At 50.9% G+C, this 26689-nt stretch carries 23 protein-coding genes; 15 read left to right on the forward strand and 8 right to left on the reverse strand.

From position 1 onward, the window contains the following. Positions 1-3 precede the first annotated feature (3 nt). From ureE to DFR42_RS02115, 10 genes are all read left to right on the forward strand, one after another. Positions 4-522, forward strand: coding sequence for an urease accessory protein UreE (gene ureE, locus DFR42_RS02065; protein WP_110253281.1), 519 nt, complete (start codon positions 4-6; stop codon positions 520-522). A 2-nt stretch (positions 523-524) separates the two neighbouring features. After that, positions 525-1205, forward strand: coding sequence for an urease accessory protein UreF (locus DFR42_RS02070; protein ID WP_110253282.1), 681 nt, complete (start codon positions 525-527; stop codon positions 1203-1205). A gap of 23 nt (positions 1206-1228) precedes the next feature. Continuing rightward, on the forward strand, positions 1229-1870 hold the full coding sequence (gene ureG / locus DFR42_RS02075) for an urease accessory protein UreG (RefSeq protein WP_110253283.1): 642 nt from the start codon (positions 1229-1231) through the stop codon (positions 1868-1870). 36 nt (positions 1871-1906) lie between these two features. Continuing rightward, entirely contained in the window at positions 1907-2509 is a 603-nt protein-coding gene (locus tag DFR42_RS02080) for a HupE/UreJ family protein (RefSeq protein WP_245936795.1), read from the forward strand. A gap of 316 nt (positions 2510-2825) precedes the next feature. After that, positions 2826-3722, forward strand: coding sequence for a dihydrodipicolinate synthase family protein (locus DFR42_RS02090; protein ID WP_110253286.1), 897 nt, complete (start codon positions 2826-2828; stop codon positions 3720-3722). 45 nt (positions 3723-3767) lie between these two features. After that, entirely contained in the window at positions 3768-4895 is a 1128-nt protein-coding gene (locus DFR42_RS02095) for an NAD(P)/FAD-dependent oxidoreductase (protein WP_170133390.1), read from the forward strand. Beyond that, the gene (locus tag DFR42_RS02100; protein WP_110253288.1) at positions 4888-5172 is read left to right on the forward strand and encodes a 2Fe-2S iron-sulfur cluster-binding protein; all 285 of its coding nucleotides are present in this window, start codon (positions 4888-4890) and stop codon (positions 5170-5172) included. The genes DFR42_RS02095 and DFR42_RS02100 overlap by 8 nt, the downstream gene beginning before the upstream one ends. Before the next feature lie 2 nt (positions 5173-5174). Then, the gene (locus DFR42_RS02105; RefSeq protein WP_110253289.1) at positions 5175-6464 is read left to right on the forward strand and encodes an NAD(P)/FAD-dependent oxidoreductase; all 1290 of its coding nucleotides are present in this window, start codon (positions 5175-5177) and stop codon (positions 6462-6464) included. A 54-nt stretch (positions 6465-6518) separates the two neighbouring features. Next, entirely contained in the window at positions 6519-7949 is a 1431-nt protein-coding gene (locus tag DFR42_RS02110) for an aldehyde dehydrogenase family protein (protein WP_110253290.1), read from the forward strand. Between the two features lie 227 nt (positions 7950-8176). After that, positions 8177-8575, forward strand: a complete 399-nt coding sequence (locus DFR42_RS02115) for a hypothetical protein (RefSeq protein ID WP_110253291.1) — start codon at positions 8177-8179, stop codon at positions 8573-8575. Positions 8576-8603: 28 nt separating this feature from the next. Here the strand turns inward: DFR42_RS02115 and DFR42_RS02120 are convergent, their stop codons facing one another. After that, positions 8604-9260, reverse strand: coding sequence for a TetR/AcrR family transcriptional regulator (locus DFR42_RS02120; RefSeq protein WP_110253292.1), 657 nt, complete (start codon positions 9258-9260; stop codon positions 8604-8606). Between the two features lie 144 nt (positions 9261-9404). Between DFR42_RS02120 and DFR42_RS02125 the strand changes: the two genes are divergently transcribed. Together DFR42_RS02125 and DFR42_RS02130 are read left to right on the forward strand one after the other, a co-directional pair. Then, on the forward strand, positions 9405-10547 hold the full coding sequence (locus tag DFR42_RS02125) for an acyl-CoA dehydrogenase family protein (protein ID WP_245936796.1): 1143 nt from the start codon (positions 9405-9407) through the stop codon (positions 10545-10547). Positions 10548-10569: 22 nt separating this feature from the next. Then, a complete protein-coding gene (locus DFR42_RS02130) occupies positions 10570-11721 on the forward strand; it encodes a CaiB/BaiF CoA transferase family protein (RefSeq protein WP_110253293.1) in 1152 nt (383 codons plus the stop codon). Between the two features lie 5 nt (positions 11722-11726). Here the strand turns inward: DFR42_RS02130 and DFR42_RS02135 are convergent, their stop codons facing one another. After that, the gene (locus DFR42_RS02135; protein ID WP_110253294.1) at positions 11727-15623 is read right to left on the reverse strand and encodes an ATP-binding protein; all 3897 of its coding nucleotides are present in this window, start codon (positions 15621-15623) and stop codon (positions 11727-11729) included. 263 nt (positions 15624-15886) lie between these two features. On the opposite strand from DFR42_RS02135, the gene DFR42_RS02140 reads away from it, so the two are divergent. The 3 genes from DFR42_RS02140 to DFR42_RS02150 all read left to right on the forward strand — a co-directional run bounded on the left by DFR42_RS02140 (position 15887) and on the right by DFR42_RS02150 (position 21139). Continuing rightward, positions 15887-19159 carry an amidohydrolase family protein gene (locus DFR42_RS02140; protein WP_211324108.1) on the forward strand — a complete coding sequence of 1091 codons (3273 nt, stop codon included), beginning with the start codon at positions 15887-15889 and terminating at the stop codon, positions 19157-19159. Positions 19160-19409: 250 nt separating this feature from the next. Next, entirely contained in the window at positions 19410-20603 is a 1194-nt protein-coding gene (locus DFR42_RS02145) for an amino acid aminotransferase (protein ID WP_110253295.1), read from the forward strand. A 59-nt stretch (positions 20604-20662) separates the two neighbouring features. Further along, the gene (locus DFR42_RS02150) at positions 20663-21139 is read left to right on the forward strand and encodes a hypothetical protein (RefSeq protein ID WP_110253296.1); all 477 of its coding nucleotides are present in this window, start codon (positions 20663-20665) and stop codon (positions 21137-21139) included. 76 nt (positions 21140-21215) lie between these two features. Here DFR42_RS02150 and DFR42_RS02155 read toward each other — a convergent pair whose 3' ends face one another. The 6 genes from DFR42_RS02155 to DFR42_RS02180 form a co-directional block, all read right to left on the reverse strand. Beyond that, positions 21216-21800: a redoxin domain-containing protein gene (locus DFR42_RS02155; RefSeq protein ID WP_245936797.1), complete on the reverse strand. Its 585-nt coding sequence runs from the start codon at positions 21798-21800 to the stop codon at positions 21216-21218. Between the two features lie 75 nt (positions 21801-21875). Then, positions 21876-22427, reverse strand: a complete 552-nt coding sequence (locus DFR42_RS02160) for a carboxymuconolactone decarboxylase family protein (protein ID WP_110253298.1) — start codon at positions 22425-22427, stop codon at positions 21876-21878. A 30-nt stretch (positions 22428-22457) separates the two neighbouring features. Then, on the reverse strand, positions 22458-23228 hold the full coding sequence (locus tag DFR42_RS02165; protein ID WP_110253299.1) for a hypothetical protein: 771 nt from the start codon (positions 23226-23228) through the stop codon (positions 22458-22460). Positions 23229-23433: 205 nt separating this feature from the next. Further along, positions 23434-24093 carry a MarR family winged helix-turn-helix transcriptional regulator gene (locus DFR42_RS02170; protein WP_110253300.1) on the reverse strand — a complete coding sequence of 220 codons (660 nt, stop codon included), beginning with the start codon at positions 24091-24093 and terminating at the stop codon, positions 23434-23436. Positions 24094-24233: 140 nt separating this feature from the next. Then, positions 24234-25079, reverse strand: a complete 846-nt coding sequence (gene murI / locus DFR42_RS02175; RefSeq protein WP_110253301.1) for a glutamate racemase — start codon at positions 25077-25079, stop codon at positions 24234-24236. 65 nt (positions 25080-25144) lie between these two features. Further along, a complete protein-coding gene (locus tag DFR42_RS02180) occupies positions 25145-26668 on the reverse strand; it encodes a fumarate hydratase (RefSeq protein WP_110253302.1) in 1524 nt (507 codons plus the stop codon). Positions 26669-26689 lie beyond the last annotated feature (21 nt).

The following is a 26689-nucleotide window of genomic DNA, read 5'->3' on the forward strand; positions in this document are numbered from 1 at the left end:
ACAATGCTGACATTGCAAACAAAAATCGAGACTGCCGACAGCATAGCCGGGCAACTGGTTTTGCCGTATGAATTGCGTGAAAAAAGCCGTTTGCGTGCCACCCTTGCCAGCGGTGAAGATGTGGCCGTGTTCACCGTGCGCGGCACAGTCATGCGCCATGGTGACCTGATGCTGGGCAATGATGGCCGCGTGATTGAAGTCATTGCTGCTGCTGAACCGACGTATAAGGTGGAATGTGATACCGCCTTTAACTTATTGCGCTGCGCCTTTCATCTGGGTAACCGGCATACCCAGGCACAGGTCAGCGACGGTTTTTTGCGCATACGCAAAGACCCGGTGCTGAAGGAAATGCTGCAAGGGCTGGGCGCAGTCGTCACTGAAGAGCAGGCCAGTTTTGAGCCGGAATCAGGTGCTTATGGCGGTGGTCACCATCATGGCGGCGATGATGGACATCCGCATAATCCACTGGCACCGATACCTTTACGCCAGCGCATACATCGTCCTTCAGACAGCAAGGCTTGAGCATGCAGTCTGCAGCCTTACTCCATCTCCTGCAACTGGCCAGCCCGTCCTTGCCTATCGGTGCCTATAGCTATTCGCAAGGGATGGAAGCAGCGATAGAAAAAGGTCTGGTGCGCAATGAAGCCACAGCCCGGGAATGGATTATCAATTGCCTGCTTGAAGTGGTGGCCCGTTTTGAGGCGCCAGTTTTGTGGCGCTTGTTGCGGGCTTTTGAGTGCAGGGATTTGGTCGCCGTATCGCACTGGACCAGCTTGTTCATTGCCGCCAGGGACACGGCAGAATTTCGGGCGGAGAGCATACAAATGGGTTATTCGCTGGGCAAGCTGGTGAATGACTTGAAGATTGCTGATGCTGAGTTACTGGCGATATTGCTGGCACAACATGAATTGCCTTTGCCTACGGCCTTGGCAGCAGCGGCAGTTGCCTTGCAGGTGCCGCCGGAATCGGTCTTGCTGGGCATGCTGTTTTCATGGGCAGAAAACCAGGTGCTGGTGGGCGTGAAATCCATCCCCCTGGGCCAGGTGTCAGGACAACGCTTGCTGCTATCGCTGCGACCCGAACTGGAAAAAGCAGCAACACTGGCGCAAGAACTGGAAGACGATCAGTTATCGAACTGGGCACCAGGTTTGTCTTTGCTGTCCATGCAGCATGAGGTGCAGTACAGCCGTCTGTACAGATCATAAAAATTAAAAACAGGAAAAAATACATGAACACTCCAAATTTAGGATCACCAGAACCAAATCCCTTACGCGTAGGCATAGGCGGCCCGGTCGGTTCCGGTAAAACTGCACTCTGCGAAATGCTGTGCAAAAGCATGCGTGACCATTATGAAATGGCAGTAATCACCAATGATATCTACACCAAGGAAGACATGGAAATCCTGCTGCGTGCAGATGCCTTGCCTGCCGAGCGTTTGATGGGGGTGGAAACCGGTGGCTGTCCGCACACGGCTATACGCGAAGATGCCTCCATCAACCTGGAAGCGATAGCCCGCATGAGTGCAGACTTTCCAGATCTTGATTTGATACTGGTCGAATCTGGTGGTGACAACCTGGCAGCGACCTTTAGCCCGGAACTCTCAGATCTGACCATTTACGTCATCGATGTAGCCGGTGGCGAAAAAATCCCGCGCAAGGGCGGGCCTGGAATCACTCGTTCAGACTTGTTGATCATCAATAAAACCGATCTTGCACCACACGTTGGTGCCAATCTCGACATCATGGCACAAGACGCCAAGCGCATGCGTGGCGAACGCCCCTTTGTATTTACCAATCTGCGTACTGGTGACGGGCTGGAGGCAGTCGTCAGTTTCATTCGCCAGCAAGGCATGCTGGATGAGGTCAAATAATGAAGTCAAAAACTAATTTTCAATCCGGAGATGATTATGAAGCTTAATAAATTGCGCAGCCTGTATGTTGTCGCTGTCCTGGGCAGTGCCATGATTTCATTGCCAGCCCAGGCGCATGACAGTGTGCTGCATTCCATGAATGCTTTGCAGGACGGCTTTCTCCATCCATTCACCGGGCTTGACCATTTGCTGGCCATGCTGGCAATAGGTATCTGGGCGGCGCAACAAAAACATGCGCGTGCATGGTTGATACCAGCCAGTTTCCCCTTGATGATGGTCGTTGGTGGCGCACTGGCTCTTGCTGGTATAGCCTTGCCGGGCGTGGAACACGGTATCGCAGCATCAGTGCTTGTTCTTGGTTTGTTGATCAGTTTCGCGGTCAAATTGCCTGTTAGTGCGGGAGTGGCTTTGGTATCTGTATTTGCCATGGTGCATGGCTATGCACATGGGCAGGAAATGCCAGTGAATGAATCCGCAGTGTTGTATGGTGCTGGTTTTGTGCTGGCAACAGCACTGATTCATGCCGCTGGCTGGTTTGCCAGCAATGCGGCTCAAAAGACGCTGACCATTACATTGCCACGGTATGCAGGAGTGATGATCACTTTGGCAGGTGCTTTTTTCCTTTCAGCACTTGCTTGATACGCAATAGTAGTTAATTAAATTTCATCTGCCAGGCAAGGAAAGGTAGTTTCTCCTTGCTTGCTGGCCCCAGCTTGCCCTTGTCGCACAGTAATAATCGACTGTGCCGATTTCGTCTTTCAAAATGCATACAAACATCAAGACTGGGCCTCTTTGCGGGCTTACACTTAGTCATGTTCGAATCTGGCAGCGCGTGAAATAAGTTTGCAAATAGCTTATATTTACTGTGATCGATTTCTTCGCGATTTGTCAGCATCAGGTTCTTTGATTGATTTTCAAAAATTGACCGGTTTTATCCGGAGACAAGGCAAATATCATGTGGCAAGGCGTCATTCCCGCAGTTACAACAAAATTCAACCAGGACGATACGCTGGACTTCAAAGAAATGGAGCGCTGCTTCCGTTATTTGATGGATGCCGGTTGTGATGGTCTGATCGCTTGCGGTTCTCTGGGCGAAGGCCCTTTGTTATCCCATGCCGAGCGTATTGATGTGCTGAAATTGACGAAAGAAGTGACAGGCAACAAGCCTGCCATTCTGACCGTCGCCGAGGCAGCAACTCGTGATGCCTGTGCCCTGGCTGAAAAAGCCGCCAAAGCTGGTGCCGATGGCTTGATGGTTGTTCCAAGTACGATCTATCACACCAATCACCGTGAAACCGTAGCAACCCTGCGCAGCATCGCCGCTGCCGGTGATTTACCTGTCATGATTTACTCCAACCGTCTGGCCTATCGCGTTGATGTGACGACAGACATGTTGGAAGAGCTGGCTGACGATGCCCGTTTTGTGGCAGTAAAAGAATCTTCTGATGATATCCGCCGCACTACAGAAATCATCAACCGCCTGGGTAGCCGTTATGACTTGTTCACTGGCGTAGACAACCTGGCATTTGAAGCCTTGACTGCAGGTGCAACTGGCTGGGTAGCTGGTCTGGTTGTGGCTTTCCCGCATGAGACAGTCGCCATTTACCGCCTCATCAAGGCTGGCCGCTATAACGAGGCGCTGGATATCTACCGCTGGTTCCGTCCTTTGCTGGACCTGGATGTCTCTACTTATCTGGTACAGAACATCAAACTGGTAGAAGCCTTAGCCATTGATTCCAATGACCGCGTGCGTGCACCTCGTCTGCCGCTGGAAGGTGCTTTGCGTACCCGTGTAGAGCAAGTGGTCAGCACTTCCCTGGCCAATCGCCCGGTTTTGCCAGCATTTAACTGATTTTTTATTTAATGTGGTCAGTGTGAAGGTGCAGGGGACATGCCTATGAATACGACAGTGTGTGTCATTGGTGCCGGTATAGTAGGCACCACCTGCGCCTTGAAGATGCAGGAAGAGGGCTATCAGGTCAGCTTGATTGAGGCTGCTTCCCCCGGCTGCGGCGTGACCGCAGTGGGGATGGGGCATCTGGTTGCGCTGGATGAAACCGAACAAGAGCTGGACTTGTGCCTGCTTTCTTTGCGGATGTGGAAAGACTTCTTTACTGAATTTCCTGGTATAGGAGAAGTCAGCCAGTGTGGCACCTTGTGGGTGGCAGAGAACGAAGATCAGCTGGTGGAGGCGCATCATAGGGCACAAGGCTTGAATGCACGACTATGGCGTGCTGAAGCGCTGACTGGTGAACAGGTGCAAAAACTGGAACCAGCTTTGCGCCCCGGCCTTGCTGGCGGCGTCAGGGTATTTGGCGATAGTGTGGTGTATCCACCCAAACTGGCGCATTTCATGGCCCAGCTTCTGGTGAAACGAGGCGGCGACCTGATCTTGCGCAAGCGTGTTGTGCAGCTTGGCGCCAGGCAATTGAGTTTTGAGGATGGTAGCAAGCTCAATGCCGATATCATTATTGTTGCTGCCGGGCTCGAAGTAGCCAAGCTCTTGCCTGAAATTGCCGTGTTTGGCCGCAAAGGCCATCTGGCGATTACTGATCGTTATCCCGGTCGTCTTTCACATCAGATTGTCAGCATGAATTATGGACAGGCCGCGGTTTCTGCCGATGCACTGGCCGTAGCTGCCAATGTGCAGCCACGTAGTAATGGACAATGGCTGATTGGTTCCTGCAGGCAGGATCAGCAGACAGATAATAGCCTTGACCCCAAGGCGCTGGGGGCAGTCTTGCAATCCGCCATGACGCTATTGCCTTGCCTGGCCGATATGCAAATCATACGCGCCTGGGCGGGCATGCGTCCTGCATCACCTGACGGTCATCCGATTATAGGGCCTCATCCAGAATTGCCAGGTGTGTGGCTGGCAGCTGGGCATGAAGGACTGGGTGTGACGACAGCCATGGCGACAGCAAAAATGCTGACAGACCAGATTGCCGGACGGGCAGGAGAAATAGATTATCAGCATTATTCGCCTGAACGTTTTTTTCCTGTGCAGGAGTTGAAATATGCGTGAGCACAGTCCTGACACAAAAATAATCGCAAAAATCTGGATTAATGGCTCTCCCTTTGAGGCAACAACAGAGATGAGTGTAGCTGCGGCCCTGATGCGGTATGACAATATGCAGACGCGCCAGTCAGTTTCTGGTCAGCCGCGTTTTGCCGTTTGTGGCATGGGCGTATGCCAGGAATGCCGGGTACGCATCAATGGTCAGCCGCATAAACTAGCTTGCCAGGAATACTGTCGCTCAGGCATGGTGATCAATACAGGAACCAATGGTCTTGGAGTGTGACGATGGTAGCGGCAATTCTCCCGTTTTCGACGGACATACTTATCATAGGTGCAGGCCCTGCGGGCCTGGCAGCGGCGCTGGCTGCCGCTGAACTATCATCCACTGTCACGGTGATCGATGAAAATCCCGCACCTGGCGGGCAAATCTGGCGCGGTGGTCCAGCAACATGGCGCGACCGGCGGGCGCATGATTTGTGGCAGGCATTGGCAAATTGCCTGAATGTACGCATGGTGTATGGCGTGCGTATTGTCGCTGCCCCTGCTGAGAAAGAATTTTTGCTGGAGACAGCAGATGGCGCACAAAAATTAAGCTGGAATAAGCTGATTATCTGTAGCGGTGCTCGTGAGTTGCTTTTGCCTTTCCCCGGTTGGACTTTGCCAGGCGTCACCGGTGCAGGTGGCTTGCAAGCTTTGATCAAGGGCGGTATGCCAGTCGAAGGTAAACGTGTCGCCGTTGCAGGTAGTGGCCCCTTGCTGCTGGCAGTGGCGGAAACAGTCATACGTGCTGGCGGCCAGGTCGTCAGTATCATAGAAACAAAAAGCAGTAAAAATTTACGTCAATTTTTCTGGGCCTTGCTTAAGTCCCACCGCGGCAAGTTGTTGCAGGCACTGAAATTGTTCTGGCAACTTAAGTTTGTGCATTACCGCCATGATGCCAGAGTGGTCAAGGCACATGGCGAGCAACGCCTGCTTGGCATCAGCCTGCAGCATGGCGACAAGAAAATTGACCTGAGCTGTGATTTGCTGGCCTGTGGATTTGGTTTATTACCCAATCTGGAAATTGGCACCCTGCTGGGATGCCAGATCAGGGATGGCAGTATAGTGGTCGACGCGAATCAGGCCACTACCCGTGCCGATGTCTGGGTGGCAGGAGAAGCTTGCGGCATAGGCGGTGTTGACAAGGCTTTGGCCGAAGGGCACATTGCTGGTCTGGCTGCGATTGGGCAGACGGCTGAACAAGATGATATTGCGCGCCGCACCCATGCCAGGCAATTTGCGGATTTACTCAGACAGAGTTTTGCCACCGACGACAGTCTGCGCAAGTTATGCAAGTCAGACACGCTGGTGTGTCGCTGTGAAGATGTCAGTGCAAGGCAATTGCGTGAACATGACGACTGGCGCACCGCAAAGCTGATGACCAGGGCAGGTATGGGCGCATGTCAGGGGCGTATTTGTGGTGCGGCTTGCCAGTTCATGTTTGGTTGGGAGGCGCCGGGGCTGAGACAACCGGTTTTCCCGACAAAAACATCAACTCTTGCTGTCCTGAGTGGTACAGCGAGTAATATCGAATAATCACCCTGCACAAAAAGACTGAACAATTAATCTGAACAATAAGGAAAAATAAAGATGAAACAACTGTATATCAATGGTAGCTGGCATGATGGCGCAAACGTGACTGTCACACACAGCCCCTCTGATTTGAGTGAGGTCGTGGGCGAATACGCGAGTGCAGGCAATGAACAGGTGGAACTGGCAATTACAGCCGCTCGTGATGCTGCAGAAGGCTGGCGCAACTCAGGTGTACAGCAAAGGGCAGATGCGCTCGACAAGATAGGGACAGAAATCAATGAACGCAAAGCCGAACTCGGCAGCCTGCTGGCACGGGAAGAAGGCAAAACCCTGCCTGAAGCAATAGGTGAAGTTGGTCGCGCAGCCGCCATCTTTAAATTCTTTGCCCAGGAAGCCTTGCGCATACGCGGCGACAAACTGGCGTCAGTACGCCCGGGTGTAGATGTCGATGTCACCCGTGAGCCGGTAGGCGTCGTTGGTATCATCGCCCCCTGGAATTTTCCCATCGCTATTCCAGCCTGGAAAGCGGCGCCAGCGCTGGCTTATGGCAACACCGTGATCTTGAAACCGGCAGAGCTGGTTCCAGGCTGCTCATGGGCCATGGCAGAAATCATCAGCCGTTCTGGCTTGCCTGCAGGCGTATTCAATCTCTTGTCTGGTCCTGGCCGGATTGTTGGCGAAGCCTTGAGCAAAGACAGCAGGGTGGATGCCATCAGCTTTACCGGTTCCGTCGGCACTGGTAGCCGTGTACTGGCCGCTTGCGCCGCACGCCGGGCCAAGGTGCAACTGGAAATGGGTGGCAAGAACCCGCTGGTGATTTTGGCAGATGCTGACCTGGATGTGGCAGTCAATGCGGCAATCCAGGGCTCTTATTTTTCGACTGGCCAGCGTTGTACGGCATCTTCTCGTCTCATCGTTGAAGAAAAAATCTACCCGGCATTTGTCGCTGCGATGATCGATAAATTGAAGAGCCTGAAAGTAGGGCATGCTTTGCAGGCAGGTATAGATATAGGCCCGGTTGTCGACAAGTCTCAACTGGACCAGGACTTGCGCTACATACAGATAGCCAAAGATGAAGGCGCCAAACTGGCTTTTGGTGGTGAACGCCTGTCACGCGACACCGATGGTTATTTCCTTAATCCGGCCCTGTTCGTCGATTGCGACCCTGCCATGCAGCATACCAGGGAAGAGATTTTTGGCCCGGTAGCATCCGTTATTCCCGCCAAAAACTATGAGCACGCGCTGCAACTGGCAAACGATACTGAATTTGGCCTGACAGCAGGGATTTGCACGACCTCATTGAAATACGCGACTCACTTCAAGCGTCATGCCCGTGCAGGCATGGTCATGGTCAACCTGCCTACGGCGGGGGTCGATTACCATGTTCCTTTTGGTGGCAGCAAGGCTTCCAGCTATGGTGCCCGTGAACAGGGTAGTGCAGCCGTGGAATTCTTTACTACGATGAAGACCAGTTATACCGGTAGCTGATTTTGTATTCGCTCTGTAGCAGGCAAAAAAGCAGCTAACGGCTGCTTTTTTGCTTTTTTTGTGTTTGTTTTATCCCATTCCTCCCTTCCTATCACAGTTCAAACCATGAATTTTGCATTCTGTCACAAGTCCATGGAAGTTCAGGCTGCTCTTTTATAAGATGCTTCCATCGAATCACAAAACAAAAGAAATCATCAAATTCACACTTGAGCTAATGGGAGCCCATCATGAAATCCGAAATGACAAAAAATGCTGCAGAAAATACTACAACAAACATGACATCGAATATGACATCAAACAAGCGCCTTGCCATCATTCTCTTGTCCATCCTGGTATTTGTCATGATAGCCATGTCATCCTTCCACGGCATGGACGTACAGATCGATAATGACGATATGGATGGCATAGGTGGCTTCTTCGGCATCGTGCTTGGTTGCGGGATTGCAGTTGCAGCAGTGGTTTTTGCCCTTAGCCTGACAGGCATGGTGCTGGCCAGTGTGGCGGTATTGTTATGCGTGATTTTTGCTGTGGTGGTGGGTTCTCTGGCACTGGCATTGCTGCCCTTGCTCCTCCCCATCTTGCTGGTGGTAGGTCTGGTAGCCTTGTTTTCTCGCAAAACTACTTGAGTAAGCGCTGGTATAGCTACATGACTAACTATTGAGGTTTGGTACGTAAAATAAATTGTATGGCCTGCTCCGCAAGTTCATCAATACTGATACCGGAACCGCGTCTATACCATTGCGCAGTCCAGTTCAGCGTACCAAACATCAGCAATTTGTCGATATGGGTTGGCATGGTCCAGTCTCCCGAGGCATGCAGGGCAATGATGACTTGTTCCCACGCTGCTTCATACCTGTCTTTGAGTGCAATGATGCGTGCACGAGCTGGTTTGTCCAGCGCACGCCATTCATACAGCAGTACAGCAATAAAATCATGCTCAGGCGCCAGCAAGGTGTTCAGATGCACTTGCACCAGGTGCTGAAAGGCAAGCCGTGGCGGTAAATCTGCCAAAGCCAGCTTCTCTATTTCTTCCAGTGATTTTTGCATGCCTTGTTCCATCACAGCGACCAGAATATCCTGCTTAGTCTTGAAGTGATAAAACCAGCTGCCAGATTGTATCCCTACGGCGGCAGCAATATCGCGCACCGTGGTGTTGTCGTAACCCTTTTTCCTGAACAGTTGTGCTGATTTCCTGATCAGATCCTGGCGTATGCTCTCAGTGTCATCCAGCACCGGGCGACCGCGTTTTTTTGTGGTTTCTACGCCTGGCAATGCTTGCCCTGTCGTGTCTGTGATAATTTCTTTAGGCATTGCTATTGAGGATAGTCTTCTAAAAAATGGGATGGCGTGCTTTTATGATAGCTCTTGATGGTAACCTTAAACATGGATGCCATCAATCAGACCATAAAAAATCAGGCACAAAAGCCTGAGACCATAATAAAGGAGACACTAATTATGCAAATCAAACCAAGCTGGATGACACCCGAGCTGGAAACTTTTCGAGATGCAGTACGTCGTTTTGTCGATACAGAAGTCACTCCGCACCAGGAACACTGGAGAAAACAGCAGCACGTAGACCGCGATGTCTGGGACAAGGGTGGTGCCATGGGCATCCTGCTGGCTGACATACCTGAAGAATATGGTGGCTCCGGCGGCAGCTTTGCTCATCAATCCATTGTATTTGAAGAACTGACTTATGCTGGTGACATGGCCTTTGGCATACATGTGCATGCCATCGTCGCGCACTACATTTTGAACCAGGGTACGGAAGAGCAAAAACTAAAGTATCTGCCCAAGCTGGCTACTGGTGAAATGATTGCCGCCATCGCCATGTCCGAACCCGGAGCCGGGTCTGATCTCAAAGGCATACGCACCACCGCCAGGCGTGATGGCGACAGCTATATTATCAATGGTTCCAAGACTTTTATCTCCAATGGCTATATGGCCGATCTGGTGGTGGTCGTGACCAAGACCGATCCTGAGGCTGGTGCCAAGGGCGTGTCGCTGATCATGGTAGAAACCAGAGAATGTCCAGGTTACAGGGTAGGGCGCATACTGGAAAAAATAGGGCAAAAAGGCCAGGACACTTGCGAACTGTTCTTTGATGACGTGCGCGTGCCGCTGGACAGGGTACTCGGCGGTGTCGAAGGCAAGGGTTTTACCCAGTTGATGACGGAACTGCCTTATGAACGCACGATACTAGGCGTGTCTGGCGTTGCCGCCATAGAGCGCGCACTGGATTTGACGATTACCCATACCCGTGAACGCAAAGCCTTTGGCCAGGCCCTGATAGAGATGCAAAATACTCGGTTTGTACTGGCAGAGATCAAGACCGAGGCGACAATTGCCCGTACCTTTATCGACCGCTGCATAGTCGATATGATGGAAGGGCGCATGGATACTGAACTGGCTTCAATGGCCAAATACTGGATATCCGATTTGCAGTGCAAGGTCATCGACCAGTGCCTGCAATTATTTGGCGGTTATGGCTATATGCTGGAATACCCAATAGCACAAATGTATGTCGACGCGCGGGTACAGCGCATCTATGGCGGTGCCAATGAAATCATGAAAGAAATCATTTCACGTAATTTATAAGCCAGAATCGGAGAATCAAAACATGGCTGGACCTTTACAAGGTATTCGTGTCATCGAAATGGTGGGCTTGGGGCCATGCCCTTTTGCTGCCATGATGCTGGCTGACATGGGGGCAGAAGTCATACGCATAGACCGCAAGCTGGCTCCTGGCGCGAATAATCCCTTCCCCATGCTCGGCACCAAATACGATGTCATGGCAAGGGGGCGCCGTTCACTGGCGCTGGACTTGAAGCAGGCAGAAGCCAAAGCGGTATTGCTGGACCTGATGGGTAGCGCAGATATTCTGCTTGAGGGTTTTCGCCCTGGTGTCATGGAAAGACTGGGCCTGAGCCCGGAAGTCTGCCAGCAACGTAATCCACGTCTGGTATATGGCCGTATCACCGGCTGGGGGCAGGATGGCCCGCTGGCGCAGGCGGCAGGGCATGACCTGAATTACATCGCCCTCAGCGGCATGTTACATGCCATGGGGCGGGCAGATACCCCGCCGGCACCACCCTTGAATCTGATCGGTGATTTTGGTGGCGGTGCCATGATGCTGGCTTTTGGTGTGGTTTGTGCGGCGCTGGAAGCACGTAGTTCTGGCAAGGGGCAGGTGGTGGACGCAGCCATGGTCGATGGTTCTGCCTTATTGGGGGCGATGATTTATGGTTTCCGTGCCTTTGGTGCATGGTCAGACCAGCGTGGAGCGAATATGCTGGATGGAGGCGCGCATTTTTATGATACTTATGCCTGCGCCGACGGTAAATTCATTTCCATAGGCGCGATAGAACCACAGTTTTACGCCTTGTTGCTGGAACGTGCAGCTATTACTGACCCTGCATTCACTGCGCAAATGGATAGCCGGGAATGGCCAGAACTGAAAGAAAAATGTACGGCGCTGTTCAAGACCAAAACCCGTCAGCAATGGTGTGACTTGATGGAAGGAACAGACATTTGTTTCGCCCCTGTACTGGATATGAAAGAAGCGCCTGAACATCCACACAATCAGGCCAGGGCCAATTTCACGGATATTGAAGGCATAGTGCAGCCAGCACCTGCGCCACGTTTCAGCAGGACCTCACCAGAAATCAGCAGACCACCAGCATCTCCTGGTCAGCATAGTGCAGAGATTTTGCATGACTGGGGGATGAGTGAAGAGCGTATCGCTGCTTTAAAAGAAAACCAGGTGATTTGAGGCTGCTATTGCTGCTCTATGAGTTTTGCGGCAGCTTCAAATTCAAACTGATGCATGAAATGCCTGAGCTGTATCATGGCATCCTGGCTGAACTGGGTGGCAATGGCAGTTTCATTCTCTTCAAACAGACTTTGCGCATCTGCATCCGAGGCTGCGAGCAGAATGCGCAGTTCCGTCACAATGTTTTTTGCCTCGGCTTCATCGACGATGACTTCTTCATGCTGGGGTAGAATACCTGGCAACACCGCTTTTAACTCATCCAGCACGGCATTGAGCGACTCAGCAAGTGGTTCCAGGCTTTCCAGAATGAATTCCCGGTTTTCTTCCTTGCTAAGCTTGTATTCGAGTTCTGCCGCTATTTTCTGCAGTTTTGTGGCGCCTATACTGCCTGCCAGGCCTTTGAGTGTATGACTCAGTCGCTCTGCATGAGCATATTCGCCAATTTGTACCAGTCTGTTCAATTCATGCAAAGTATCAGCCTGGCTTTGCTCAAACCTGTGCAGCATATTGATATAAAACTCGTGACGCCCTCCCATGTAATGCAGGCCCAGGCTGGTGTCAAGCTCATTGAATTGCGGGAAGCCGGCATCTTCATCATCAAACACCGTACTGGTGATGAGGCTGCCAGGCACCGGCAATTCATGTTCGGTATCCATCCAGTGTGAGACTATGCTGAACAAGGCATCAGGCTGTATGGGTTTGGTCAGGTAATCCTGCATGCCTTCGCGCATGCAGCGTTCACGGATATCGCCCACAGCATGCGCGGTCAGGGCGATGATGGGTGTGTCATTCATGCGCACGTCCTGCCTGATTTTTGCGGCCGCCTCATGGCCATCCATGATAGGCATTTGCAGGTCCATGAATATCATGGCGTAATACCCGGGCTCATTTGCCATGATCAGGCGCACGGCCTCTTCACCATTGTCGGCAACATCTGCGTTAATGCCTACCATGCTCAGCAATTCGATGGCAATTTGCTGATTGACAGGATTGTCTTCCGCCAGCAAGACACGTCGACCAGCGTGGTTTTGTGCAGCAATATTGGCGCTATGGGCAACACGTGATTCTGTATGTGAATCTGATTCGCCATGCAAGCTGAAGTCTATTTCCAGCGGCAAGGTGAAGGCAAATGTTGAACCTTGATTTTCCTGACTGTAGACAGCAATTTGTCCACCCATCAATTCCACCAGTCGACGCGAGATTGATAAACCCAGGCCAGTACCCCCATATTTGCGGGTGGTTGAACCATCTGCCTGGGTAAAGGGCTGGAACAGATTTTTTTGCTGCTCGACAGACATGCCTATGCCCGTATCTCGTACTGAGAATGTCAGGTCAGTTGTTGCTGAAGGGGTTGGCAACCTTTTGACACTGAGTTCAATTTCGCCACCGCTGGGGGTGAATTTGACAGCATTATTGACCAGATTGGTCAGTATCTGGCCCAGTCTCAAGGGGTCGCCACGCAGACGTGACGGTACTTCTTCAGCAATTTGCACGATGTAGACTATTTGTTTTTCTATGGCTTTCTGACTGGTCAGGGTGGATACGCTATTGAGCACATCCTTGATGGAAAAAGGAATTTTCTCCACATCCAGCATGCCAGCTTCTATCTTGGAAAAATCCAGTATGTCATTGATGATGCCCAGTAGCGATTCACCAGCATGATGGATTTTACTCACGTAGTCATACTGCTTGGGTGTCAGCCTGGTTTGCAGCGCAAGATGGGCCAGGCCGATGACGGCATTCATGGGGGTACGGATTTCATGGCTCATATTTGCCAGAAATTCACTTTTCAGCCTTGTCGCATCTTCAGCTTTCTTGCGTGCCTGCCTCTCTGTCATGCTGGCAGCTTCCAGCTGTTGCTGGGTCTGTCGCAGTTCGCGGTAGGCGTTGGCATTGTCGAGTGCAATCGCACCATAAGAGCACAGGCTGCGAAAGATCAGGCATTCTCTTTCTCCATACGCATATTCACGTGGAGTCTGTATGCTCATGACACCCAGAATACGCTCACCTATGCTGAGAGGTGCGAATAGCAGGCTCAGGGTTTCCAGCGTATCTGGGACAACCGGGAAATCATTATCAGGCCGCAATTCCAGCTTGACTTCGCGCCTTTCGCGTACACATCGCGCACTGGAGGCGCGTTCATCAGTCAGCGCGACTTCATGATAAGGGTGTGGCAGGTTTTCTTCTATACCAAAAGCCTGCGTCAGCTTTTGCCCATCTGGCGACAGCATATAAATAATGAAAGTGGTTGCGTCCAGCAAATCCTTCAAATGAAAATGTATGGCTTCAAATACGGCTTCAGGATCAAGGTTTGATGTGATTTCCTGGCCTATTCTGCCCAGCCGTTCAAGCGTCGCTCCTGCCTCCTGCAAGGTGGCAGCACGACGGGCTTCAGAAACAGCAATCAATCTTTGTTGTTCTGCTTCGGCCCTGATCAACTCAGTCTCATGCCTGACCTGTGCCATGGCGGTACGGTTATTTGCCTGTTTTTTACTTTCGCGTTGCTCTGCAGCAATAGCCATTCGCGCATACAGTAAAGCTTTAGCATTGTCCCCTGCGTTTGCCCATGCATCGCTCAAGGCCATCAGTAACTCTGTGCTGGCTTGCCATCCCTTCGTCAATTCACCTGCTTGCAGGGATTCTTGCAGATAATGGATGATGGCATTCGGCGCTTCCATTTTCTCAGGGTTGCTAATGAGATGACGGGCATGTATTTCAGCGAGCGTCTGATTGAGGGTGACACCCAGGGCCGTGAACTGGTGCTGGTCTATAAAGGACTTTGCTTCGGCGATAGTCGTTAATGCAGCATCTGCCTGGTTTGATGCTGACAATGCTCTTGCATAGCGTATCAAGGCTTGCGGCAAATCATCCATGGAGTGCGCAGCGCGAAATAGCGTGATTGCTTCATTAAAGCAAGCCAGGGCCCTGTTAGTATCGCCCTGGACGAGCAGGCATTCTGCCAATTCGGCATGAACTATCGCCTTATTGATTCCGCCGGGCGTTTTGGAAAAGCTGTTCAAGGCTTCTTCCAGTATTTTCTGACTACGTTCATACTGACCCAATTGCCTCAGCAGACTACCCAAATGCGCCATGGCATTGCCTATCAATGCTGGCCATTCAGTTTTGCGGGCACGCTCCACAGCCCAGTCAAAAACGCCAGCCGCACCTTCCAGATCACCGACAGTCTGCATGGATTCGCCAGAATTGCCGGCAGAAACAATCGCCAGCCTGACCATACCAGTCTGGCGGGCCAGTTCGCTGGACTGGAGATAATAAACAGATGCCCTGGCTGGCTCCCGACGACCATGAATCACACCAGAGGCCGCTGCAATATGGGCCGCAACTGCAGGGTGCTCATGATGTAAATACTGATTGTTGAAATCTGCATAGCGAAGCGAGGCTGCCTGCGGATCATAAAAAGCCAGCTCGTAGATTGCCCAGGATTCAGCAATTGCCAGCCTCAATGGGTCATTTGCCTTGATGTACCAGGTCTTTGCTGCCGCACACGAACGTGCCTCTCTGGCTGCATCGCCTTGCTCCAGTGCCAGACTCGCGCTGGTCAGACTGGCATCTCCCAGACCTGTGTCATCGTTCAACTCATGGAATAGGGTGATTGCTTCTGCCAGTAAATGCTCTGCAATGCTCAGATCACAAAACAGCGCTGCGATTTCAGCCTTGATCAGGCAAAGCCGGGCGTGAAACTGATTTTTCAGTTTTTGGGGAACATTTGCATATGTAAGACCGGTTTTGACGGCAGTCACCAATTCTGTCGCGCCTTGACTGTCCCTTTGCCGAAGATACCAGGCCAGTGTCAGTTGACTGTTTAGTTTTTCCAGTCCCTGCGCCGAAGCCAGCCCATTGGCAAGCTGCGTCACTTCCTCTTCAGTGGCAAATAGATTCATGGTCGCAGGCGATATAGAATTGATCAAATAATACCTTATGACAAGCGGCTATATGGATTAAGAAATGCGCTTTGTTGCAAACCAGGCAGGGGCGGCGTTTCGTTGTTTGCAAAACAGGAACTTTTTAGCTGTCTATGTATCTCATTCACTTGCTTGATATTCTATTGATATATTATCGCAGTCACATTTATGTGAGTGAATGCGGATGTATGCAAATCAAGTCAGAAAATGGCAAATTAAATAATAAACCAAAGGGGGAATTTATGCGTGTGTCAAAACTGTTGCCGCTGGCCTGGGCTGTCATGCTGTGCTTGCCTGCGCTGGCCGCTGAGCCAGCCACCAAGCCGGATGCAGAAAAAAAGAAATGGGATGTCAATCATCCACCAGGTGAAAGCAAAACAGTCAATATTGACACTCGCACTGGTACCTGGATGAGTGTGGACGTTAGCCCAGATGGCAAACAACTCGTGTTTGACCTGCTCGGCGATTTATATACGTTACCCATCGCAGGCGGTGAAGCCAAGGCCCTGACACACTCCATCGCCTGGGAAATGCAGGCGCGTTTCTCACCGGATGGCAAACAGATCGCCTATATGTCTGATGCGGGTGGGGGCGATAATGTCTGGGTCATGAATGTCGACGGCAGCAATGCGCATGCAGTCAGCAAAGAAGACTTCCGCCTCTTGAATAATCCCGTCTGGCACCCGAATGGCCAGTACATCGCCGCACGCAAGCACTATACCGGCACTCGCTCACTGGGTTCTGGTGAAATCTGGCTGTACCACCAGATCGGTGGCACAGGCGTGCAATTAAATGAAAAGCCAAACTGGCAAAAAGACCTGGGTGAACCGGCATTTTCGCCAGATGGCCGTTATGTCTATTATTCGCAAGACACAACGCCAGGCACGTCCTTTGAATACAATAAAAATTCCAACGGACAGATTTATCAGATTTTCCGCCGTGACCTGCAAGATGGCAAGGTCAAAGCCTTCGTCAGTGGCCCTGGTGGGGCAGTACGTCCAGTACCTTCTCCAGATGGCAAATACCTGGCTTTCGTGCGTCGCATCCGCAACCAGTCAGCCTTGTTTCTGAAAAATTTGCAGACTGGTGAAGAAACAGCAGCATGGCCAGAGCTGGAGCGTGACATGCAAGAGGCCTGGGCTATACAAGGCGTGTATCCAGCCTTTGCCTGGATGCCTGGCAGCAAAGAAATTGTGGTCTGGGCCAAGGGCAAACTATGGCGTCTTGACCCATTCAGCCGCAAGGCGGTAGATATCCCCTTCCATGTGCAAGACACCAGGGAAGTTCGCAGCGCCTTGCGCTTCCCGCAAGAAGTCGCGCCGGATCAGTTCGAGGTTCATCAGTTACGCTGGGTGAATGTCGCACCGCAGGGGGATAAAGTCGTCTACTCGGCGTTGGGGCATATTTATGTCAAGGACCTGCCAAATGGCACGCCACGCCGTTTGACTACGCAAAGCACACATTTTGAATTCTTCCCCAGCTTTTCACGCGATGGCAAATCTGTGGTGTTCAGTAGCTGGAATGATGAAAAACTCGGCGCTGTCAGAACAGTAGATCTTGCCAGCGGCAAGGAAACCATAGTGACCAAGGCACCTGGCAAATACCTGCAGGCGCGTTTTTCACCTGACGGCAAGCAAGTCGCTTATGTCAAAGCCAAGGGTGGTTACCTCACTACGCCCTGGCATGGCATGGAAACTGGCGTATTCCTGGCAAATGCAGATGGTAAATCCGAACCGCGCCTGTTGACGGAGGAGGGCGGTTCGCCGCAATTTGGCAAGGATGGTCAGGCAGTGTACGTCACCCGTACACAATATACCGGTGAAGTTGACTGGACTACTTCACTGGTACGAGTGCCTCTGGACGGCAAGCCTGAGCAGCCAGTCGCAAAAAGTGAATTTGCCGGTGAATTTGCGATTTCGCCAGATGGTGAATGGCTGGCTTTTGGCGAACGATATCACGCCTATGTGACTCCATTGCCGCTGGCTGGCAAGGCAGTCACCATAGGACAGAAAATGGATGCGCTGCCTGTCAAACAACTGGACGTGAATGCCGGTCAATACCTGCACTGGTCTGGCGACAGCAAACGTATCAACTTCTCTCTGGGCGATGAATTATTCAGCCGTGAATTGAAAGATGCTTTTGCTTTCGTGCCGGGCGCACCTGCTGAGTTACCTAAACCGGTAGAGCAGGGGCAAAAGATAGGCTTCCGCCAGGCGGCTGACAAACCGAATGGCTATACAGTCATATCCGGTGCCAGAATCGTCACCATGAAAGGCGAAGAAGTCATAGAAGATGGTCGTATCGTCGTCAAGGATAACCGCATCGTCAGCGTCGGTAAATCTGCCGATGTGGCGATACCTAAAGGTGCAAGCCAGATTGATGCCAAAGGCAAAACCATTTTGCCCGGCCTGGTTGATGTGCACTGGCATGGCAGCATGGGTGAGAGTGGTATCATCCCGCAGCAAAGCTGGGTGAATTATGCTTCGCTGGCTTTTGGTGTGACGACCATCCATGATCCATCGAATGATACTGGCGAAATCTTCACGCAAAGTGAATTGCAAAGAGCAGGACAAGTGCTGGGCCCACGCATCTACTCTACCGGCACTATCCTCTACGGTGCCAAAGGCAATTTCGCCGCTATCGTGAATAATCTCGATGATGCCTTGACGCATTTGAAACGCCTCAAAGCAGCGGGCGCGATTTCAGTCAAGAGCTACAACCAGCCAAGGCGTGAGCAACGCCAGCAAGTGCTGGAGGCGGCACGCCAGACGCAAATGATGGTGGTGCCAGAAGGTGGTTCGCTGTTCCAGACCAATATGAGCATGGTAGTCGATGGCCACACTGGCGTAGAGCATGCCTTGCCAGTTGAAAAAGTGTACGACGACGTCAAACAACTCTGGTCTCAAACGCAGGTCGGTTATACCCCGACGCTGGGGGTCGCCTACGGTGGCCTTGATGGTGAGCATTACTGGTATGCCCGCACGGATGTCTGGAAACATCCTCTGCTGAGTAAATATGTGCCACGTTCCATCTTGGAGCCACGTAGTGTCAGGCGTGAAACCGCGCCGGAAGAAGACTTCAATGTCATCAAGGTGGCGCAGACGGCAACGGCCTTGCAACGTGCTGGTGTTCCCGTCAATCTGGGCGCACATGGCCAGCGTGAAGGCTTGGCAGCTCACTGGGAATTGTGGACCCTGGTCAAAGGCGGCATGACACCGATGGAAGCGATACGCAGCGGTACCATCAATGGTGCGCGTTATCTGGGCATGGATAAGGACATAGGTTCTCTGGAAGTCGGCAAACTGGCGGACCTGATGATTATTGATGGTGATGTCCTCAAAGACATACGGCAATCAGATAAGCTCAGCCATGTCATGCTGAACGGGCGCTTGTATGAATCTGCTACTTTGAATGAAGTGGGTAAAACCAAAAAAGTGCGTAAGGCTTTCTTTTTTGAAGGCAAGGGCGGTGGTGAAATGCCAATAGAGGCCGATGAGCATGCACACGGCCACTAATGCCTGAATAAGCTACTCAGGGTAATGAAGAATGCAGCTATTGAAAAATAGCTGCATTTTTTACATCTTCTCACAGTCAAGATATACAGTTTCTTATAACGATTAAAGCGACCTGTATCCTAAGTTACTGGTGGCATGTGTCACAATAGAGGCTTGACGCATTAGTCTGGTGCATTTTATATTGCTTTAATGATATTTAATTGCCAGCTTTGCAGCCTTGATTCTATGTCCAACCATCTGGAGTTCTATCATGTTTCAGCACGTCGAAGCCTATCCTGGCGATCCTATCTTGTCTTTGAACGAGGCCTTTGGTAAAGACCCTCGCACCAACAAGATCAATTTGTCTATCGGTATTTATTTTGACGATGCTGGCAAGATTCCCATGTTGCCATCGGTACGCGCAGCGGAACACAAGGTTGTAGCAGATGCAGGCGCACGTCCTTATCTGCCGATGGAGGGCGCAGCAAATTTCCGCACAGCAGTGCAGGAGCTTTTGTTTGGTGCAGACAGCGCAGCAGTTAAAGCTGGCCGCGTCGTCACTATCCAGGCTGTCGGTTCCAGCGGTGGCCTCAAGGTTGGCGGTGATTTCATCAAGCGTTATTTCCCGACATCGACCATGCTGGTCAGCGATCCTACCTGGGATAACCATAAGGCTGTGTTCGAAGGTTGCGGTCTGACTGTCAAAACCTATCCTTACTATGATGCTGCAACTGGTGGCTTGCGTTTTGATGCCATGATAGAAGCATTGAAATCCGCAGAAAAGAAAAGCATTGTCCTGCTGCATGCCTGCTGCCACAACCCTACAGGTGTAGATCTGACGCAAGAGCAGTGGCAACAACTGGTGCCGGTATTGAAAGAACGTGAACTGATCGCTTTCCTTGATCTGGCTTACCAGGGCTATGGCGACGGTATCGTGGAAGATGCTTACGCAGTACGCCTGCTGGCTGACCAGGGTTTGAGCTTCTTTGTTGCCAACTCCTTCTCCAAGAGCATGAGCCTGTACGGCGAACGTTGCGGTGCTCTGAGTGTGGTTTGCCCTGACGCAGCACAGGCAGTCAATGTACTGGGCCAGATGAAGGCAACGATACGCCGCAACTACTCCAATCCACCGCTGCATGGTGGTCAGTTAGTAGCCCGCGTACTGAGCGACCCTGAACTCCGCCCTATGTGGGAAGCAGAAGTCGTTGCCATGCGCGACCGAATCCAGTTGATGCGCCGTAAATTGCATGATGTGCTGGCTGCAAAATTGCCAGGCCGTGATTTCAGCTATTTCCTGACGCAACGCGGCATGTTCAGCTACACGGGTTTGACTGCTGAGCAGTGTGATCGCCTGAAAGAAGAGTTCGGCGTTTATCTGGTCCGTTCTGGTCGTATGTGTATCGCCGGTTTGAATACTGGCAATGTTGAAGCAACTGCGAATGCAATCGCGGCTGTTTTAGGCTGATTGTCATTGTCCCTGCCAGCATACCTTGCGGGCAGGGACTTTCATCGTTGTGGTTTTATATGAAAAATAGCTGTCTGTTATCTTTGCTGGTATTTTTTAGCGCAAATGTTTCTTCTGCTGAGCTGGTTTATAAAACCTATGTGAATGGACGATATGGTTTTTCTATAGATTATCCAGATTACCTTATCCCGCAAGGTGAAGCTGCTAATGGTGACGGACAGGTATTTTTGTCCAAAGATGGCGAGGCTGAATTGCGCGTTTATGCCAGAGCCTGCATAGATGACTGGGATACAACGCCCGCAGAATTTCTTAAAAAAGCTGAAACAGAAAAAGTGAAAGAAGGCAGGGTAATTTCTTATCGCGCCAAAGGAAAAGGCTTTGCCGTTGTCTCCGGCACCAAAGGTAAGCAGATTTTCTACGATAAATTACTGACGACTGGTAACTGGTGTACTTTCTTTCAATGGAATTACGCAGCCAGCAATAAAGAAAAATACGATGAAGCAACCAGACTCATCGCAAATTCTTTCAAACCCTGATTTTTCTATGATGTAGTCGCAGCTCTTTTGTGTGCTGCAATTTGCCGGGCGACCAATCTTGTGTCGCCCATTCATGTCAGAAGTTCTTAACTTGCCTTACTGATGCTAACAAAGGCAAGCTGCATGCATTTTGATTGCATCCCGTAGTTTGTGCAGTTTTTTCCTTATCCATAATGACGGGCGTTTCTGTCGCGACCGTTTCTGCCACCAACTGACCCAGCATGCTGCCCAATTTAAGATCATCAATGTGACCAAAGTGATGAAATCTGATACGCCCCTGCCGGTCTATGAGTAACACGCTTGGTGTGCCGCGCAAGCCATATTTCTGCATGCTTAAAGGTATTCCATTGACAGGATCTGGCATGTCGATAGCAATCGGGAAGCGCAAACGATATTCGTGGATAAAAGCTTTTAAGGCTTCCTTACCCATCGCATGATGATGCTCAAATACGGTGTGCAATCCTATAACAGCAAGATCTTGTTGCGAAAATGCATTCCTTACTGCGCTTGCCTGCGGTAAGCCATGTGTGACGCAGGCAGGGCATAGCATTTGAAAACTATGCAGAAATACGACCTTGCCGCGTAAAGACTGTAAGCTGATAGCTGTATCAGTATTGAGCCAATCTGAAGTAATGAGTTCAGGTGCGACGCTGTTGATCATGGACATCTCCATTTTCCTTTTTATTTGAATTTATCTGAGCAGGGTGCGGAGTTATCCGCACCTTGAAAAAACGGATTAATTCTTGTTGGCTGCGTTCAGTTTGATTTTGGGGAAATCAACCGGCACGTCCAGTGCCACATTGATATAGTTGGTGTACAGATTGAGAGCAATGTGGGCCATGATTTCAACGATGTGTTCATCGTCATAACCATGTGACCGCAAGGCTTCCACATCATCTTTATTGATTTGCGCCCGCTGGGTAACTACCTTCAGTGCAAATTTCAATGCTGCATCAGTTTTCGCATCATCTGAATTGCCTGACTGTGCTGCTGCCATTTCTGCGCTGCTGGCACCTGCTTTTTGTCCCAATAGGGTATGTGCTGCCAGGCAGTATTCGCATTGATTCTGGTTTGCTATGGCAACTGCAATTTGTTCTCCCAGTTTTGCTGGAATGACGCCGTTACCGAGCGCCGCAAATGCAGACCACATGCTGTTAAGAGCTGCAGTAGAGTTCGCGACAGCGCGGAACATATTTGGCGTAGCGCCAAAGGCAGTATTGATGTCATTCAAAATGGCGTGACGTGTACCTGATGTTTCTTTGAAATTGATGAGTTGAACATGAGACATGGTGATTCCTTTCGGGTTTGCGATGCTGGATTACTGATTGAATTTACCTGGCAGGCTTAGATTGCCTGAGGCGACTTTGAAAACATTGGAGACGCAAAGTAACGGAGCATGGACACTGGCATTGACACGCAGGGCAGCAGTGACGCCATCAAAACCAGCAGATTGAATGCTGGCTATATCATCAAAGGGCACGCGCACTTCCAGTGTCTTGCCTTTGAAAGTCGGGCTCCAGCCAGGGCTGTCTATGAGTATCGGCAAGCCTGGCCAGGTTTTGGGCAAACGGGGTTTGCTACCCTCTGGTATATCAACCACCTTCAGCGCATCTTTGCCGCAGGCCTGGTCGGGCTGCAAGACTACCCAGTGTGAGTGCCAGACATTGCCATCATTATTGGGATTACCATCGCCGTTTTCATCAAACAACGGGGTGTCGTCAAAGTCAGGGTGGGAGGTGACAGCAAAAGCCAGGATGCCACTTTTAGGCTCGAAACCGACTACGGATGGGTCCAGGGTGGTTGGCCACACATAAGAGAAAACAGAGCTGCCCGCCAGCTTGCCTGATTTGGCTGGCCTGGTCTTGCCAGCCTTGCCTGAGACGGCAATATGAAAAATTGCGACATTGCCTTCAGTTGTGATCTTAGTATGGAAAATATCAAAGTCGGGTTTGATCTTGCTGCTGGCTTCAGTTTGTATGCCACCATGATGTGCGTGATCATGAGCTGCTGCCCATTGCGTTGCGCTTCCCATGGTCAGGCTGACGCCAAGACCAAGATTGAGGCAGAGTTTTTTGTATCTGTGTTTCATGTTTATCTTTCAAATGTCATGTGACGGTTCTGTTTATTGCCGCGCATTGCCAGGCTAATTTTTATGCGCGTACTACTCAAATCCGATGCAAGAACCACAGCATCAAATATTATTGATAGGAGTCCTAATTAAATAAGTTAAAAAAATAGGCAATCTGCCTTGGCTAACTCATCTTCAACTATTCCATTCTTATTTATTTCGGTTTTTATTTCATTTCTATTTTTTTCCAGTTACTGCGAATGGTGTTGCTTGCCGTTTGTTGATGTTCTGGACAATCCAGACGCAATTGCTCTTTGCGTAAAGGGGCATTCACCAGCGCACAATGGTGGGGTGCCAGTGCATCGTCGTGTCTATCCGGCATGAAGTGCGCACAAGTGACACAGGCGCGTATATCCGGGAAATGCTCGGCTTGCTGCAATTTGCCTATCAGGTTTAGCAGGCTGGTAAAAGTTTTCTCTTGTGCTGCAGGTGACAATTGCGCTATGGCCTCGCTGGCAAAACCGGTTGCACCAGCTATTTTTTTGACCAGTGCATGACCATCAGCAGTGAGCCTCAAGGCGATAGCGCGACCATCGTCTGGTGCACGGGCTTTTTCTACCAAGCCTTTGGCAGTCAATGAACTTACCGAGTCACTGGCGCTGGCCGTGCTGACGCCCAATTGCTCGGCTATCCATGACAGCCTGACAGCATCCTTGCGAGCAGCCAGCATGTCTATGATATCGACTTGGGTAGGGTTCAAACCTTCAGATGTGGCGAATTGCCAGGTGCCCGAGCGTAATACGCCAGCAATTTTGGCAATCGCATCCAGTATGCGTTCACTGGTTGCTGGCGTTTCTTCCCAAGGATGGCTGGCTGGCTTTTTCATGTGGGCATTATGGCGCAATAAAATAGATATGTAAAGGAGTCCTAATTAAATTGTTTATGCTTAGTTTTATTGTAGATTTACCTGCTTCTATGATTGGGTTTTATCAGTGCAGTTGAAGCAGGACGAAGCCGGTGCTGAAATCAGTTGCTGAAGGTGGAGACACTTAATTTGTCTTCTGGTATGTCAATCCATTGCGTGCAGGCGAGTTTCAGCTTTTCTGGACTGCCGTTGGTGTAAGCATTAATGCGGGGAATATCACTACTGGTATTTACCAGATCGTGCTCAACCAGCAAACGTTGCATTTGGGATGCAACGGCTTTTCCAGTATCAATGAGTGTGATGGGTTCACCGCCAGGAATATGCGCAGATGTGAGTTCCTGTATGAGCCTGGCTACAAAAGGGTAATGGGTGCAACCCAGCACCAGGGTATCGACTTGTGCGGTTAGCAAAGGGTTCAGATATTTTGCCAGCAAAAGCCGGGTTTGATCTGCACTTGCTTCTGCTTTTTCTATTTGATCGACCAGGCCTACGCAGGCTTGAGGAATAAATTCCACGCCAGTGTCTGCACTTAACTTTGTGCTCAAGTGCTGATATTTTTCGCTTTGTATTGTGGAGAGGGTGGCCAGTACGCCGACTTTCTTTGTCTTGCTGAGCAGGCTGGCCGGTTTCAACCCAGGTTCCATGCCAACAATGATAAGGTCTGGATAGTACTGTCGCAGGTGTTTGATTGCCGCAGCAGTGGCAGTATTGCAGGCAACTACCAGTGCCTTGATGTTCTTGCTCAACAAAAAATCTGTAACGGCGATGCTGCGTTCCAGAATCTCTGCACTGGTCTTGTCGCCATAGGGGGCAAAACTTGAATCTGCCACATACAGCAATGCTTCATGTGGCAGGGTTTGCCGTATATGCTGCAATACTGACAGGCCACCAAGACCAGAATCAAATACCCCAATTGGAGCAGAGCGTGCAAATTCCTCTGATGCCATCGGGGTATTTATTCCTGTTTCAGCCAGTAATATTCAACAATAATCAGAATGCGATCGAGACGTGATCAGGATGCGCTGACAGGGATAATGCCTATCTTCGCTTGCCATTCTTTAGGGCCAGTATTGTGTACAGACGTGCCACTGGAATCAACTGCAACCGTGACTGGCATATCGACGACATCAAACTCATAAATCGCTTCCATGCCCAAGTCGGCGAAGCCTACTACCGTAGCTGATTTGATCGCTTTGGAAACCAGGTAAGCTGCACCGCCAACAGCCATCAAATATGCTGACTGGTGTTTGCGTATGGATTCGATGGCGACCGGGCCGCGTTCTGCCTTGCCTATCATCGAGATCAGACCGGTTTTCTCCAGCATCATGTCGGTAAATTTATCCATGCGGGTGGCAGTAGTCGGGCCAGCTGGACCAACTGCTTCATCACGTACAGGATCAACCGGGCCTACGTAGTAAATCACGCGGTTGGTGAAATCGACAGGCAATGCCTCGCCCTTGGCCAGCATGTCCTGAATGCGCTTGTGGGCTGCATCGCGGCCAGTCAGCATTTTGCCGTTCAAGAGCAAGGTCTGGCCTGGCTTCCAGGAAGCGACTTCTTCTTTGGTCAGATTGTTCAGATCGACGCGCTTGGATTTTTCTGTATCAGGTGCCCAGCTTACATCTGGCCAGTCCGACAGTTTTGGTGGCTCTATATAGCTGGGGCCAGAACCATCGAGCACAAAATGCGCATGACGTGTGGCTGCGCAGTTAGGGATCATGGCAACCGGCTTGGATGCCGCATGGGTAGGGTACATATTGATCTTGACGTCGAGTACTGTCGTCAAGCCACCTAGGCCTTGTGCGCCTATGCCCAGTGCATTGATCTTGTCGCACAGTTCTATGCGCAATTCCTCAGTCTTGTTTTGTGGGCCGCGTTGCTTGAGTTCATACATGTCGATGTCATCCATCAAGGATTCTTTCGCCATCAGCATGGCTTTTTCTGCAGTACCACCTATGCCTATACCGAGCATGCCTGGTGGGCACCAGCCCGCACCCATGGTCGGTACAGTTTTCATGACCCAATCGATCAGGGAGTCGGACGGGTTCAGCATGACGAACTTGGTTTTGTTCTCAGAGCCACCGCCTTTTGCTGCGACTTTGACATCGACTGTATCGCCAGGAACCAGCTCCATGTGCACTACAGCAGGTGTGTTGTCCTTGGTGTTTTTGCGTTCAAAGTGTGGGTCTGCGACGATGGAGGCGCGCAGTTTATTGTCGGGGTCGTTATAACCACGACGCACACCTTCATTGACTGCATCAATGATGGAGCCGCTGAAACCTTCAAAGCGCACACTCATGCCGATTTTCAGGAATACATTCACGATACCTGTGTCCTGGCAGATAGGACGGCGGCCTTCTGCGCACATGCGCGAGTTGGTCAGGATTTGTGCAATCGCATCTTTTGCTGCCGGGCTTTGCTCGGCTTCATAAGCGCGTGCAAGATGGGCGATATAGTCGGCTGGATGATAGTAACTGATGTACTGCAGCGCGGCGGCTACTGATTCGATCAGATCGTCTTGCTTGATGACTGTCATGATTTGGCTCTTGGCTGGGTG

The sequence above is a fragment of the Undibacterium pigrum genome (assembly GCF_003201815.1).
GTDB lineage: Bacteria > Pseudomonadota > Gammaproteobacteria > Burkholderiales > Burkholderiaceae_D > Undibacterium > Undibacterium pigrum.